13 protein-coding genes and 1 pseudogene are annotated in these 12,807 nt (G+C 70.3%); 12 read left to right on the top strand and 2 right to left on the bottom strand.

Features of this window, described 5'->3' with window-relative positions:
- The first annotated feature begins 50 nt into the window (after positions 1-50).
- The 10 genes and pseudogenes from ACFYM0_RS23630 to ACFYM0_RS23585 all read left to right on the top strand — a co-directional run bounded on the left by ACFYM0_RS23630 (position 51) and on the right by ACFYM0_RS23585 (position 8,413).
- Complete coding sequence (locus ACFYM0_RS23630) at positions 51-641, top strand: hypothetical protein (RefSeq protein ID WP_388504469.1); 591 nt, start codon at positions 51-53, stop codon at positions 639-641.
- A gap of 48 nt (positions 642-689) precedes the next feature.
- Positions 690-1,250, top strand: a complete 561-nt coding sequence (locus tag ACFYM0_RS23625; RefSeq protein ID WP_388504467.1) for a hypothetical protein — start codon at positions 690-692, stop codon at positions 1,248-1,250.
- Between the two features lie 58 nt (positions 1,251-1,308).
- The gene (locus ACFYM0_RS23620) at positions 1,309-3,654 is read left to right on the top strand and encodes a hypothetical protein (RefSeq protein WP_388504464.1); all 2,346 of its coding nucleotides are present in this window, start codon (positions 1,309-1,311) and stop codon (positions 3,652-3,654) included.
- Positions 3,655-3,665: 11 nt separating this feature from the next.
- Entirely contained in the window at positions 3,666-4,289 is a 624-nt protein-coding gene (locus ACFYM0_RS23615; protein ID WP_388504461.1) for a hypothetical protein, read from the top strand.
- A 29-nt stretch (positions 4,290-4,318) separates the two neighbouring features.
- Entirely contained in the window at positions 4,319-4,945 is a 627-nt protein-coding gene (locus ACFYM0_RS23610) for a hypothetical protein (RefSeq protein WP_388504458.1), read from the top strand.
- Complete coding sequence (locus ACFYM0_RS23605) at positions 4,942-5,973, top strand: hypothetical protein (RefSeq protein WP_388504456.1); 1,032 nt, start codon at positions 4,942-4,944, stop codon at positions 5,971-5,973. Before ACFYM0_RS23610 ends, ACFYM0_RS23605 begins: the two co-directional genes overlap by 4 nt.
- Positions 5,970-6,602 carry a hypothetical protein gene (locus tag ACFYM0_RS23600; protein ID WP_388504453.1) on the top strand — a complete coding sequence of 211 codons (633 nt, stop codon included), beginning with the start codon at positions 5,970-5,972 and terminating at the stop codon, positions 6,600-6,602. The genes ACFYM0_RS23605 and ACFYM0_RS23600 overlap by 4 nt, the downstream gene beginning before the upstream one ends.
- A 127-nt stretch (positions 6,603-6,729) precedes the next feature.
- A pseudogene (locus tag ACFYM0_RS23595) lies at positions 6,730-7,005 on the top strand (hypothetical protein); the annotation flags it as partial.
- 282 nt (positions 7,006-7,287) lie between these two features.
- Entirely contained in the window at positions 7,288-8,160 is an 873-nt protein-coding gene (locus ACFYM0_RS23590; protein ID WP_388504921.1) for a hypothetical protein, read from the top strand.
- 13 nt (positions 8,161-8,173) lie between these two features.
- On the top strand, positions 8,174-8,413 hold the full coding sequence (locus ACFYM0_RS23585; RefSeq protein ID WP_327254251.1) for a hypothetical protein: 240 nt from the start codon (positions 8,174-8,176) through the stop codon (positions 8,411-8,413).
- Between the two features lie 37 nt (positions 8,414-8,450).
- Here ACFYM0_RS23585 and ACFYM0_RS23580 read toward each other — a convergent pair whose 3' ends face one another.
- Both ACFYM0_RS23580 and ACFYM0_RS23575 read right to left on the bottom strand, forming a co-directional pair.
- Positions 8,451-10,001, bottom strand: coding sequence for a DHA2 family efflux MFS transporter permease subunit (locus ACFYM0_RS23580; protein ID WP_388504450.1), 1,551 nt, complete (start codon positions 9,999-10,001; stop codon positions 8,451-8,453).
- A 13-nt stretch (positions 10,002-10,014) separates the two neighbouring features.
- Positions 10,015-10,647, bottom strand: coding sequence for an NADPH-dependent FMN reductase (locus tag ACFYM0_RS23575; RefSeq protein ID WP_388504448.1), 633 nt, complete (start codon positions 10,645-10,647; stop codon positions 10,015-10,017).
- A gap of 169 nt (positions 10,648-10,816) precedes the next feature.
- Here ACFYM0_RS23575 and ACFYM0_RS23570 point away from each other — a divergent pair, with 169 nt between their 5' ends.
- Together ACFYM0_RS23570 and ACFYM0_RS23565 are read left to right on the top strand one after the other, a co-directional pair.
- The gene (locus ACFYM0_RS23570; protein ID WP_388504446.1) at positions 10,817-11,470 is read left to right on the top strand and encodes a TetR/AcrR family transcriptional regulator; all 654 of its coding nucleotides are present in this window, start codon (positions 10,817-10,819) and stop codon (positions 11,468-11,470) included.
- A 133-nt stretch (positions 11,471-11,603) separates the two neighbouring features.
- Positions 11,604-12,767: a serine hydrolase domain-containing protein gene (locus ACFYM0_RS23565; RefSeq protein ID WP_388504902.1), complete on the top strand. Its 1,164-nt coding sequence runs from the start codon at positions 11,604-11,606 to the stop codon at positions 12,765-12,767.
- Positions 12,768-12,807: the final 40 nt, after the last annotated feature.

Here is a 12,807-nt window from a genome sequence, read left to right as displayed (position 1 = left end):
GTACCGATTCCTCTTCCGAACGCCGTACCAGCCGTACCCAAGGAGACACCATGCGCTTGTCCAGGACCCTCGCGGCTACGGCAACGGCCGTACTCGTGCTGGCGGCCCTGACCGGCTGCGGGGGCGACGCCGGCGAGAGCGGCGAGGACCTCGGCGGTGGCGCCGGGATCAGCGGCGGCGCTCCGAAGGACGACGGCGCTCCGAAGGACGGCGCCGACCTGCCGTCGGCCGGCGACATGGCGTCCATCGAGAAGTTCATCAATCAGCATGCCCAGTGCAACAACCTGCAGCCCTTCGACGAGGACGGGTCGGGGCTCTTCGAGGAGGAGGCCAAGGATCCTGCCTTCGCCATCAAGGAGCGCGCCGTCTGCCACGACGGCAGTCACAACGTGATCACGCTGCTGGTGATTTCCGACATGGCGAAGTTCCAGGCCGCGAACCGCGACGGCGAGAAGTTCGAAGTCATCGTAGGAAAGAACTTCGCGGTCGTGCCGGAGGGTGACAACACCGTCACCGCACTGGTGGCCGCCAAGATGCTGCTGCTGACCTGTGACCCGAACGACTACCAGATCCCCAGCGGTTACAAGCAGCTCAAGGGTCTGGCCGAGGGCTGCGTCATGACGGACTACGTTCGCTCGTAGTCACCCACTCCCCACAGCCCCCTTCCCGGACCTTCCGAAGGAACCTTCATGCGCCTGTTCAAGACCCTCACCGTCACCACTACCGCCCTCCTCGCGCTGACGGCCCTGACCGCCTGCGGCGGGGACGGCGACGAGGCGGCCACGGGGACCGGCGGCAAGAGCCTGCCGAAGGCGAACGACGTCGCCTCGATGGAGCGTTTCGTCAACCAGTACGCCGTGTGCAAGGACCTGGAGACCGAGGCCTCGGCCGGCGGGGCGGCCCGCGAGGCCTTTGCGGATCTGCCCGAGGGATCCAAGGGCGGTGTGAAGGAGCGGGCATTCTGCGAGGCCGAGAGGGGCGAGCCGATCGTCATGCTGGCCGTCTCCGACATGAAGAAGTTCGTGGCGGGGCTCAAGGCGAAGAAGGAAGAAGGGAAGGACGGGGTGGCCCTGGTCGGGGCGGACTTCGCCGTCCTTCCCAGCGATGGTGAGACCTCGACCGCGCTGAAGAACGCAGGGCTGATCATCGCGTCGTGCGATGCCGACTACAACAGCAAGATCCCGAGCGGGTACTTCAAGCGTGAGAGCACCGCCGAGGGCTGCATCATGACGGACTACCTCCCGGTGTAGCCCACACCTCTTCCTCACCACTCGTCCGTTGCGGAAATCCAGAAGGAAGCTGATGTCCGTGCGCCGTAGCGCCAAGTCACGTGGAGATGTCTCCGCCCGACGCTCGCCCCGTCAACAGGTGAAGGCGGCCGGGCGTGCGGTGCGGGTCGGCGCGTTCCTGACGTTCGCGCTGCTCGCCCTGACCATGGCGATGCCCAACTCGGCGAACGCCATCAGCTTCGCCTGCGAATTCACGGGCAGCGACAGCTACCAGATGGACAATCCCGGCCAGATCGAATCCATCATTCCGGCCGTCAAGCAGTGGGAAGACAAGCGCGGCAAGAACCTCAACGACACGACGGGCTTCACCGGCGGCCCCCCCGACATGCCGCTGGAGGCCAAGAACTACACGATGTACGAGCTCGCCGGCGTGCGCGGGCTCAACTGGTCCATGACCATGCGAGGTGTTGGAGATGCCTCCCAGGACGGGGGGATTGCGGGGACGAACTTCAACGGCGCCGACAGCTGCTCCATCATGAATTACATCAACAATGGCCTGGCGGACACGGTCTTCGACTTCACCAAGATGCTGACCCGCTCGGCCATCTCCATCAAGGAGTACGCCTCCAACCCCAGCCCGCTCTCCGGTCTGTACAAGGGGCGCGACAGTGCCGTGGAGACGCTCAAGCTGAAGCTCTTCATACCTGCAGTACCCGTCATGATCTCACTCACGGGTATCTGGGTGTTCGGCAAATGGCGCAAGAACGAGATGCGAGAGGCCTGGTCGGGCGTTGCCTGGGCCTCTTTGACCACCGTCGCCGTCGTGGTCATGCTCACCGGTAGTAACTACAACAAGTTCATCGACACGGCGGATTCGGGCATCGCTCAGGCCAATGCCCTGCTCAGTGAGGCAGTCCTGGGTGGCCTTTCCGGGACGATGCCGCCCCCTTGTGACCTGCCCGAGGATGCGCGCAACCGCGGTGTACGGGTCAACAGCTGTGCCATGTACGACACCCTGCTCTTCCGTCCGTGGGCTCTGGGGCAGTTTGGCGAGCCCGGCACCAACTGCATCTTCAAGAACAAGGATGGCGGTGCCCGGGAGGACTGCGTACCGAAGGGCAAAAGCAAGTGTGACTGGGGCGCCCCCGGAAGTGCCCGCTGCGAGGATCTCCGAGTGCGCCAGTTGGTGTCGCAGGCCCGTACCAACAAAGAGATCGAAAAGTCGCTCGACAAGTACAACGACAGCTGGATTCCCATCCGATACGAGATGGCGGGTGGCAAGGGCAAGAACCACAAGCCCGAGGACGGGGACAGATTCATCTATCCGGTCTCCTTCGAGGAGTGGGCCGGCCACAACGCCGGTGACCGGCTCGCGATCTCCTTCTACTCCCTGGTCGCCGCCCTGATCGTCGGCATCATGGTGATCGTGCTCAGTGCGCTCACGCTGCTGTGGCACGCCGTGACTCTGATCATGATCATCATGCTGCCGCTGATCGCCACGCTGGGCATTCATCCGTCCCAGCAGAAGCTGCTCAAGGGCTGGCTGGAGACCTTCATTCACAGCTTCGTGCTGCGTGCAGGTTTCGGTGTCGTCCTCACCGTGCTGCTGGTGCTGTACCAGATGATCCTGCCTGCCCGGATATCCCTCGGTATGCAGTTGCTGATGCTCCTGCTGGTCACGATCGCCGTAGTGATGATGCTGAAGAAGCTGCTCTCGGGCAGTTACAGCCCGAAGATCGCGGGCGCCGAAGACGCGCTGGGCGTCGGGGACATGGCGAACACGCTGACCAGCAAGCTGGGCGCGCAGGGCGGCCGCGTCGCCGCCGGTGCCGCCTCGGGTGTCGCCTCCGGGACGGCGAGGACGGCGAAGTTCGCGGGCCGGGTGGCCGGCCGGGGCGCCGGCAACGTCGGCCGGGGCATGGACAATGCCGTACTCAAGGGACGCCTGCAGAAGGGTGGCTGGGTCGCCCCGAGCAACACCAAGCGGAAGCAGCGCAAGTCCGCGGCAATGGGGGCGGAGATCCAGCAGAACCAGTACGACGAGATGGTGAAGAAGAGGGACGAGGCTCCGGAAGGCACACCGTCCCCGGACCAGGGATCCCAGCAGCCCCGTCGTCGCAGTGGACGGGTCAGCGCGTCCACCCAGCCGGCGCCGCAGCAGGGAGCCCCTGCCGCACCGGCCCCCGCCGCACCGTCCGCGCCCGCGCCCGCGCCCGCACCGCAGGCCCCCGGGCCCGCGCCGCTGCCGGCTCCGCGTTCCGGAGGCCGGGTCAGCGGTGACGACGCGGCTCCGCCGCGGCAGCAGCCCGCGCGGAGTGCGGACCCGCGCATGCCGCAGTCGCCGCCGCCGACCGCGCCCCGCCAGCCGACCCCTCCCCGCCAGCCTCCGCCGCCCCGTGACGGCGACGGTCGGATATCCCGCTAGGAGGACTGCCCGTGGCACGCCTGATCACCGACCACCCGCCGCGGGAGCTCGCCGCCGAACTGGGCGCGCTCCTGCGGGTGGACTGGCGCACCGTATGGGACGGGATCCCGGCGGGCGAGGCTGAGCGCCGGGAGTGGTGCGAGGCCTTCGGGTGGCAGCCGCTCTGGGCCGAGTCGGGGCTGTGGGTCCGTACGCGGCGGGGCGGTCGCCTGCACCTGGCCGCCTCGGCCGCTCCCGGGCGGCCCGTGACCCGCGCCTCGTACACGGTCTGGAAGGCCCGCGAGGACGCGGCGTCCGGGGACGCCGGGCTCGTGGCGGTCGCCCTCGACCGCTACGAGGCCCACCTCGCCCGGATGACGACCCTGTTGGGCCCTCCTGGCTGGCAGGGCTCCTGGGACAGTCCCGACTTCCCGCCGCCGCCCGCTCCCGGCCGCTGGGGCGACGCCGAGGACCGGCTGGAGCACCAGGCCCCGTACCGGCTCGCCCAGTGGAGCTACGCCAACCCGCTCGCCCCGGTGTTCGTGCTCGACCTGGACTGCCGGTCGGGCCGGGGTGCGGGCAGTGGGACGATCTCTCTCAGTTGCCATGGACCGGCCGACCCCGAAGCGGTGGCCGGCCCCGGCTGGCTGCTGTGACGTACGAGACGCGAGAAAGAGACAGGGACATGGGCACGACCTTCGAACCGCCGGTGAACCGGACCCCGCAGGAGCTGGTCACCGAGCTGCGCGGGCTGTCGGGCGTGCACTGGGAGACCGTGTGGAACGGCCCGCCGCTCGCCGGGCAGGGCCTGGACATGTGGTGCGCGCAGTTCGGGTGGACGCCGACCCAGTTCGAGTACGTGCTCAACGTGGTGACGGACACGGGTGGCGAGCTGACGCTTCACGCGCAGGGCGGGAGCTGGGCGCCCGTGCAGAACCTTTCCCACTGGGTGTGGGGCGCGTCGGCGGACAGCCCGGAAGGCAACCCGCAGGTGCTTGCCGAGGCCGATCGGGCCTGGCCGGTCTACCAGGGCGCCGTGTCCTCGGTGCTGGGCGAGCCGGCCTGGGAAGGCACCTGGGACTCCGCTTTCTTCCCGGATGAGCTCGATGACTATGTCGTCCCGAAGCCGGAGACCCGGTTCCGGGAGAAGCGCCCCTATCGGATCGCCTACTGGGAGCTTGCGGCTCCGGGCGGAGCCCTCGTCAGCCTGACCGTCACTCCCGGCATGGGTACCGCGGACGGGTCCGACGACGGGGCCGTCAACATGGCACTCCGGGTCTATCCCCGTCCCCTGAAGGCCGGGCGACGGTGAGCCCGGAACCGATACCGAAGTACATCGAACAGGGAGCCCTGCGCCGGGCGAACGCCCGGTACCAGGCGACCCTGGAGGCGAGGCGTGACCCCGAGTCCGTGGTGGAGCGCATCAAAGCCGCCGCCGAGGCGAAGCAGATGAAGCCGAAGGCTTACATCGACAGCCTGGTCAAGGACAAGGAGAAGCTGGTCGCGCCCGAGGGCACACACCCGATCAGTGCCTTCTGGTCCTTCGGCATCGAGCACCCGGAGGCGCCGCCGAACAACAAGGGCGTCCATTTCCTGGACCAGCGCTTCATCGCGGAGGAGTGGGCGGCCCAGCGGAACAAGGCCAATCCCGGAGTCGCGCAGACACTGGAGACCACCGAGGGCGGTCGTGAACTCGACGACATGTTCCTCTGGGAAGACGCGGTCATCGGGGCGCTCGGTGGTGCGCAGAAGGGCTTCAATCCGGGGTACGCCAGGGAGTGCTGGGGCCGGATCTCCACGTCCTACGCCGAGGTGGCCGAGGGGCGGGCGGTCGTCTTCGGGCAGACCGCTCACACGCTGTCGATCCTCCACCAGGAGGAACTGCGCACCCTCTGCGCCAATGAGAAGGTCGGGCTGGACAACATCCACTTCGCCTACGAGGCACCTCGGGACTGGCCGGTGGAGACCCGTGCGGAGGCCGGTACCGACGCGGTACGCGCTGCCGCACAGTTCAACGACCCGACGCTTCCCCGGTACATCGACCCGAAGGCGTTCGCCGCCGACGCCCCCGAGGCCCGCAAGGCGAAGATCGACAAGGTGTTGACCGCCGCCACACCGGCGCAGGAGGCCGGGGCCCAGGCCGAGGCCGTCGCGGCGCCGGTGGGGCAGGCCCCGCCCAAGAGCGTCCGTACTCCGCTCTGGCAGGTGGGCTTCAAGTCCACGCCCACCGCCGCCCGGCCCGCGTCCCGCGGCCCGTCCGCCGGTACCGGGACCGGCGCAGGCGCCGCCCCCGACCTCGCACCCCGCCCCCTCACCACAGGAATGGACGGCATGGCATGACCTCTCGTCCCTCGCGAGCCGGCAGCGCCGCCCGTGGCTCCCTCCGTCGTTTCCTGGGTCAGGAGAAGAGCGACGACTGGGCCGTGCGCCTGCTCCCGCGCGTCGTCCTCGGGCTGGCCGCCGGTTACACCCTCTTCGTGCTCGCCTCGGCCGGCATGTCCTCCTTCCTCACGGTGTGCGCGGTGCTCGCCCTGGTCGCGACCGGTTGGCTGCTGCGCCGCCGCGGGCAGTTGCTGCTGGCGCTCGCCTCGACGGTCATCACCGCGGCGGTCACCGGCTACTTCGCGGCCGCGGGCGACATCGCGCGGGGCCAGGCGAGCGGACTGCTGAGCGGGCAGGCCGTGTTCGGGTACTGGGCGCTCGCCGGGATGGCGCTGCTCGGAGCCTGGATGGCCAAGGACCACCCCGGCCGCCGCGGCGTCACCGTGGTTGCCGCAGACCTGGTTCTCCTCGTGACGTCCGGAGTGGGAACGGTCTTTCCGGCGCTCTCCGTTCCCCTCGGGTTCCTCGGCCTGGTGCTGGTGCTGACGGCGCGTGGGGGCGGAATCGCGGCGGTCCGTGGCTGGTTCGCACGGGTGAAGGGCATCGGATCGCGACGCACCGCATCGACCGGGGACACGGACGGTTAGTTGATCGATGGACCGTCGCCCTCGGGGGCGGCGCGTGCACAAACTGCCGGATGAGACAACTTTGCCGTTGCCAACTCACGTGTTCTAGTGTCCCCTTGCGTCATGGTCGCCTCGGGGGAGATCGCATATGGTCACGACAGCAACAAAAATGCCGCCCATACCCATACAGAGAGCGGCTTCGGTTACCGCGCTGCCCTGCCAGCGGCGGCCGGACATCTTCGGTCAGCCCCTGCTCAGGAACCCGCCCGAAGGCGTGAGCGGGATCCCGGTACAGGCGCGCAGGCGCCAGGCCCTCGCCCACGCGGCGCGCCAGCTCTGCTCCTCATGCCCCCTCTGGGCGGAATGCCTGCGGGACTCCGTCGCCCAGTCGGATCCCGGTGGCTACGCGGCAGCGACCACCCGGCAGGACCGGCGGTGGATCCGCCGTCAGATAGGAATCGGTGACGCGCAGGGGCGGCTCGCTTCCCGGCCGTACCCTGGGGACCGACTCGTGGAAGTCGATGTCGTACTCGACGCGTTCGACGCGCTCCAGGAGCACCGGGCGACCCGGCCCGCCCTTTCGAGGGCAGGGGCGGTCACGGGCAAGGGCTCGGGGGCCGACCCCCGTAGTGACACGGCACACCGCGTCGCGGCAAGTGGACAGCCGCACGTCGTTCAACAGCACCTCAACACACGCGAGGCATCGATGGCGGCCCCGGCAGGCGAACGGATCACCTTCTCGCTCGATGATCCGGTCCAGGGCATACAGAAGGCACTTCTGGGCCCGCTGGTTCACTCCACGCTGCCCACCCTCGAAGCCACCGGGCACGTCGCCGCACTCCTGGTCCGCACGCCCTCCTCCGGGCTCGCGCCCGAGCTCCTCGAGGGCTTCCGGCGAACGCGCCGGTGCATGGAGGCGTGGCGCGCGGCGTCCGGGGACGAGGCCACGAAGCGTCCGGCGGTCAGCGGACTCACGGGATCGGTGAGCGTCGAGCTCGCGACCACGGACCCGCTCTCCGCGCTGCGCCAGGACGTCTTCGAACCCTTGCTGCACCGGCTTGCAGAATCGATTCGGCGAATGGAAGCGCTCACGGCGGTGCTGATAGCCGCCCCGGACGACACCACCCTGTCCTTCGGCGCCCCGGGCATCAGCGCCCCGCACGGGCCGGAACTGGCGGACCTGCACGCGGCGCTGTGCGAACTCGGCTCCCACATCGAGGAGTACGCCGCCCTCGCGCCGCGGAACCGGATCCACCCCGCCGCGCGCGACACCGCGCAGCACGAGACGCACCTGCGGTCCGTACCGGCCGCCGCTTCCGGGACGGCGCACCCGCCCGCCGCGTGGACCACGCCGAGTCTGCGGCGGGCCGTCGAGCAGGTGGTGACCTCCTTCCCGGGTCCCTTCACCGGCCGGGACGTCCTGCTGGCGCTGCCCCCGGGGGCGTACCAGGATCCGGCGAAGTCGGTCAGCAACGTCCTGTGCGCCATGGCCAAGTCGGGTCGTCTGCTCCGCATGTCCCGCGGCACCTACGCCGTGTCCTCAGTCCTGCCCACCGGCGTCCTCGCCGCCAGTTCCTGAAGGGGACCGCACCGTGCATCCCAGCCAGCCGGCCGCCGAAGTCCGCGTCTTCTCCCAGAACGCGGCCCTGATCGACGGCGTCCCCGTGACGGCCCCGCCCTTCGTCGACATCCAGGAGGTCGTCATCGCGATCCTCCAGCAGCGTGCCCAGCAGATCGGCGGGCCGGCCCCCGCGACGATCAGTGACGACCGCTACGGCGGTGCGATCAGCATCCTGATCCACCCGGACGGCACCACGGAGTCGCTGGCCTGACGGTCAGGAGTGCCTGACGGTCAGGAGTGCCTGACCGTCAGGTGTGGCGTGTGGGGAGGAAGGAAGCGGGGATCAGGGCCAGGGTGACGAGGGCCGCCGCGATCGCGTACGTGGTGCGGAAGCCCGCCGAGGTCGTGCCCGCGCTGCTCAGGGTGACGGACAGGAGGGCGGTCCCGACCGAGCCGCCGATCTGCGAGTTGATGCTGATGAAGGTGGTCGCCGCGCTCAGGTGGAGGCGGGGGAGGTCCCGGCTCGTGGTGGTCATCGTGGGCATCATGACCATGCCGGCGCCGAGGCCCATGACGAGCGAAGCGCTGACGAACCGCCAGGGCGCCACGTCCGGTGAGCCCGCCTGGAGGGCGATCAGGGTCATGCCCAGCGCGGCCAGCGAGATCCCGGTCCGGATCAGGCGGCGCGGGGAGACCTTGTCGACGCGGCGGGAGGCGACCTGCATGACCAGCCCGATGGTGAGCCCGGTCGGTGCGCCCAGCAGCCCGGCCGCCGTCGCGCTCATGCCGCGGCCCTCCTGCCAGTACATCGGTGCGAGCAGCATGGATCCGAAGTAGCCGCAGGTGAAGAGGGCGAGCGTGGTGATGCCTGCCCGGAAGGTGCGGTCGCGCAGGAGCCTCAGGTCGAGGAGGGGCTCGCGGACGGTCATGGCCCGGCGGGTGAAGGCGGCGACGAGTGCGGCGCCGGCCAGGGTGGGGAGCAGGGCGTCGGGTGCGGTGAAGGTGCCGCCTTCCCCGCCGCGGGCCAGGCCGTAGAGGAGCAGGGCGAGGCCCGGGGAGAGCATGAGCAGGCCGGGTACGTCGAGCCGGGGCGGGGAAGCCGGGGCGCTCGGGGTGTCGGGGCGCAGCAGTTTCGCGGCGAGGAACAGCGCGACGACGCCGATGGGCAGGTTGACCAGGAAGATCCACTGCCAGGACGCCGAGTCGACCAGCCAGCCGCCGAGCACGGGTCCGGCCACCGGCCCGACGACGATGGGCAGCCCGAGCAGGGCCATCACCCGGCCGAGCCGGGCCGGGTCCGCCGTGCGCATCACCATGGCCATGCCGACGGGGACGAGCAGCCCCCCGCCGAGGCCCTGTACCGCGCGGAAGGCGATCAGGCTGCCCGCGCTCCAGGCGCAGGCGGCGAGGAGCGATCCGAGCGTGAACAGGGTGAGGGCGCCGAGGTAGGTGCGTTTGGCGCCGAAGCGGCCCGTCGCCCAGGCCGAGGCCGGGATGACGGCGGCCAGTGCGAGCGTGTAGGCGGTGGCGGTCCACTGGATCGTCGCGAGGGGTGCGTGGAAGGCCTCGGAGAGGCGGTGCAGGGCGACGTTGACGATCGTCATGTCGAGCACGGACATGATCGAGCCGGCGACGACGACCGCCAGGGTGCGCCGGAGCAGTGCGGGGGATGCGGCGGCGGGGGATGCGGAAGCGGGCGGGGCGGAAGCGGGGGATGCGGAAGCGGGCGGGGCGGAGGCGGGGGAGCCGGCGGCCGGGGAGCCGGCGGCGTCAGCGGCGAGTGCGGGGTCCGCGGCGGGTACGGGGTCCGTGGGCGTCGCCGGCTGTCCGGGGCCGCCGGGTCCCTGCGTCGTACGCATCCTCCTGCCGCCCTCAGCCCTGGTACGGGCGGCTCGCGCGGGCGTCGCGCAGCGTGCGGCCCCACCAGGCCAGCTGGCCGACCATGCCCTTGACCGCGCCCTCGGCGACGGCGGTGTCGCGCGGTACGCCGTCCCGGCCGATCCCGGACCAGGGCCCGTGCAGGCTGACGGAGTCGCGCACGGTCACGGCGTGCAGCTCGGCGAAGACCAGCCGGAGCGCCTCGACGGCCCGCAGGCCGCCGCCGATGCCGCCGTAGGAGACGAAGCCGGCCGGCTTGGCGCGCCACTCTTCGCGGTGCCAGTCGATGAGATTCTTCAGGGCGGCCGGGTAGCTGTGGTTGTACTCGGGGGTGACGATGACGAAGGCCTCGGCGGCGGCCAGCCGCGGGCTGACCTCCGCGAGGGCGGCGGCCGTCTGCGGGTCCGGGGAGCCGCCCCAGCCGGGCATGACCAGGGGCAGGTCGACGTCGGCGAGGTCGATGAGGTCGAGGTCGAGGCCGCCGAGGGCGCTCGCTTCGCCGAGGAACCAGTCGGCGACGGCGGGGCCCTGCCGGCCCTGGCGGACGCTGCCGATGATGACGGCGACGCGCAGCGGCGCGTCCTCGTCGGGGGCGTAGGCGGGGGTGGAAGCGTGGGCGGCGGGCATGGCGGGGTCCCCTCGTCGGTGGGGCGGCCGTTCGGGGCGGCCGCCTTTCCGGTAAATTACAACGAGCGTTGTAAAAACTGCAACGGTCGTTGTACTTCTTCTGTACTTCCCGGTCGTGGTCTTGTACTTCGCTTGTAGTTTTCTTGTACTTCCCGGGTGTGGAGGCGAAATGAGCAGCGGAACCAATGCCAGGAAGCTGGAGAAGCAGCTCGCCATCGCGAGCGCGTCCCGCGGGGTCTTCGGCCGCGAGGGCTACGCCCGGGCCACGGTCGACGGGCTCGCCGCCGCCGCCGGCATCTCGACCCGCACGCTCTACAACCACTTCCCGGGCGGCAAGGCGATGCTCTTCGCCGCCGTCGTCACCTCGACCTCGGGACAGGTGCGCGACGCCCAGATCGCCCAGATCGAAGCCGCCCTGAACCCCGGACGCCCGCCCCGCCCCGAGGACCTGGAGCGCGACCTGGTCGCCTTCGCCCACCGGATCGTCGGGCTCATGACCGACTACGCCGACCACTTCGCGCTCGTCCGCCACATCCGGGCCGAAGCCGACCACGTGCCGCGCGAGGTGCTGGAGGCCTGGGTGAACGCCGGACCCGGGCCGGTGTCCCGCGCGCTCGCCGACGCGATGGCGGGCCTCGAGGCCGCCGGGCTGATCGACGTGCGCGGCGACGCGATGCTGGCGGGCGCCCACTTCATGGCGCTGACCTCGCACTCCCTCTCCCAGCTCTCGCACCACGAGGTCGTGCCCCTCTCCGAGGAGCGGACCGACCGGCTGATCGCGGGCGGAGTGGCCGCGTTCCTGCGGGCCTATCGGGCCGAATGAGCCGGCCGTACACGGTGCCGGGGCACCCGCCCCGCCCCCGGTCGCCCGGCAACCGCCCCGGGGCTACGTTGGACGGGTGAGCACGACACGGTTGCGCAGGGCGGCTGTGGGAGCAGCCGCCGTGGGGCTCCTCATGGTGCCCGTGGGGGCCGGTGTCGGGTACGCCGTGGACGTGCCGACACCCCCGGCGGCGAGCGGTTCGGCCGTCTCCGACGAGTTTCCGCAGCTCACCCCCGCCGTGGCGCGGCAGTTGGACGACGCCATCCGGAAGGTGATGGACGAGGCGAAGGTGCCCGGGGTGCAGGTGGCCTTGTCGGCGCCGGGCAAGGGGACGTACGTACGGGCCTTCGGCGTGGCCGACAAGGCCACCGGTGCGCCCATGACCGACCGCCTCGACATGCGGATCGGCAGCGAGACCAAGACCTTCACCGTGACGGCGATGCTGAAGCTGGTCGACGAGGGCAAGATCGGGCTGGACGACCCCATAGGCAAGTACGTCGACGGCGTGCCGAACGGCGACCGCATCACGCTGCGCGAACTGGCGGGCATGCGCAGCGGGCTGTTCAACTACTCGGCCGACGAGGACTTCTTCAAGGCGCTGACCAGCGACCCCGACCGGCCCTTCACCCCGCAAGAACTGCTCGCGTACTCCTTCAAGCACCCGGTGCTCTTCGAGCCGAACGCGGAGTTCTACTACTGCAACACCAACCTGATCCTGATCGGGCTCGTCGTGGAGAAGGTCAGCGGGCAGACGCTCGCCGACTACATCACCGAGGAGGTCGTCGAGCCCGCCGGGCTGAAGAACACCCTCTTCCCGACCGGCGCCGAGTTCCCGACCCCGCACGCCCAGGGCTACACGAACCAGACGGCCTCGGGGAAGACCGAGGACGCGGCCGACTGGAACCCCTCCTGGGGCTGGGCCGCCGGAGCGATGATCTCCGACCTCACGGACCTGCGGCAGTGGGCCAAGGTGCTGGCCACCGGTGAGCTGCTCACCCCCGCGACCCAGGCCGAGCGCCTCGACGTCGTACCGGCCCTCCCGGGCACCGGCTACGGACTGGGGATCTTCAACGTCCAGGGGTGGATCGGGCACAACGGCTCGCTGCCCGGCTACCAGTCGCTGACCGTCTACGACCCGCAGTCGAAGGCCACCCTGGTGGTGATGCTGAACACCGACATCTCCGCGAAGGGAGAGGAGCCGAGCACCCTGTTCGGCGAGGCGATCACCAAGATCGTGACCCCGCAGCACGTCTTCACCCTGCCCGCCCAGCCCGTCACCGGGGACGCGGACCACTGACCATCGGCGCCGTAGCGTAGGGCGACGGCGCTGGATTGGG

This window comes from Streptomyces sp. NPDC006487 (assembly GCF_042870555.1).
In the GTDB taxonomy this organism is placed as follows: domain Bacteria; phylum Actinomycetota; class Actinomycetes; order Streptomycetales; family Streptomycetaceae; genus Streptomyces.
Note: the sequence above shows the minus strand (reverse complement) of the source record. Positions and strands in the feature narration are given on the sequence as shown.

Excerpts from the sequence above, each read along its gene's own strand:
- ACFYM0_RS23630 (WP_388504469.1), top strand. The coding sequence starts at position 51 with ATGCGCTTGTCCAGGACCCTCGCGGCTACGGCAACGGCCGTACTCGTG.
- ACFYM0_RS23625 (WP_388504467.1), top strand. The coding sequence starts at position 690 with ATGCGCCTGTTCAAGACCCTCACCGTCACCACTACCGCCCTCCTCGCG.
- ACFYM0_RS23610 (WP_388504458.1), top strand. The coding sequence starts at position 4,319 with ATGGGCACGACCTTCGAACCGCCGGTGAACCGGACCCCGCAGGAGCTG.
- ACFYM0_RS23600 (WP_388504453.1), top strand. The coding sequence starts at position 5,970 with ATGACCTCTCGTCCCTCGCGAGCCGGCAGCGCCGCCCGTGGCTCCCTC.
- ACFYM0_RS23590 (WP_388504921.1), top strand. The coding sequence starts at position 7,288 with ATGGCGGCCCCGGCAGGCGAACGGATCACCTTCTCGCTCGATGATCCG.
- ACFYM0_RS23580 (WP_388504450.1), bottom strand. The coding sequence starts at position 10,001 with ATGCGTACGACGCAGGGACCCGGCGGCCCCGGACAGCCGGCGACGCCC.
- ACFYM0_RS23575 (WP_388504448.1), bottom strand. The coding sequence starts at position 10,647 with ATGCCCGCCGCCCACGCTTCCACCCCCGCCTACGCCCCCGACGAGGAC.
- ACFYM0_RS23570 (WP_388504446.1), top strand. The coding sequence starts at position 10,817 with ATGAGCAGCGGAACCAATGCCAGGAAGCTGGAGAAGCAGCTCGCCATC.
- ACFYM0_RS23565 (WP_388504902.1), top strand. The coding sequence starts at position 11,604 with ATGGTGCCCGTGGGGGCCGGTGTCGGGTACGCCGTGGACGTGCCGACA.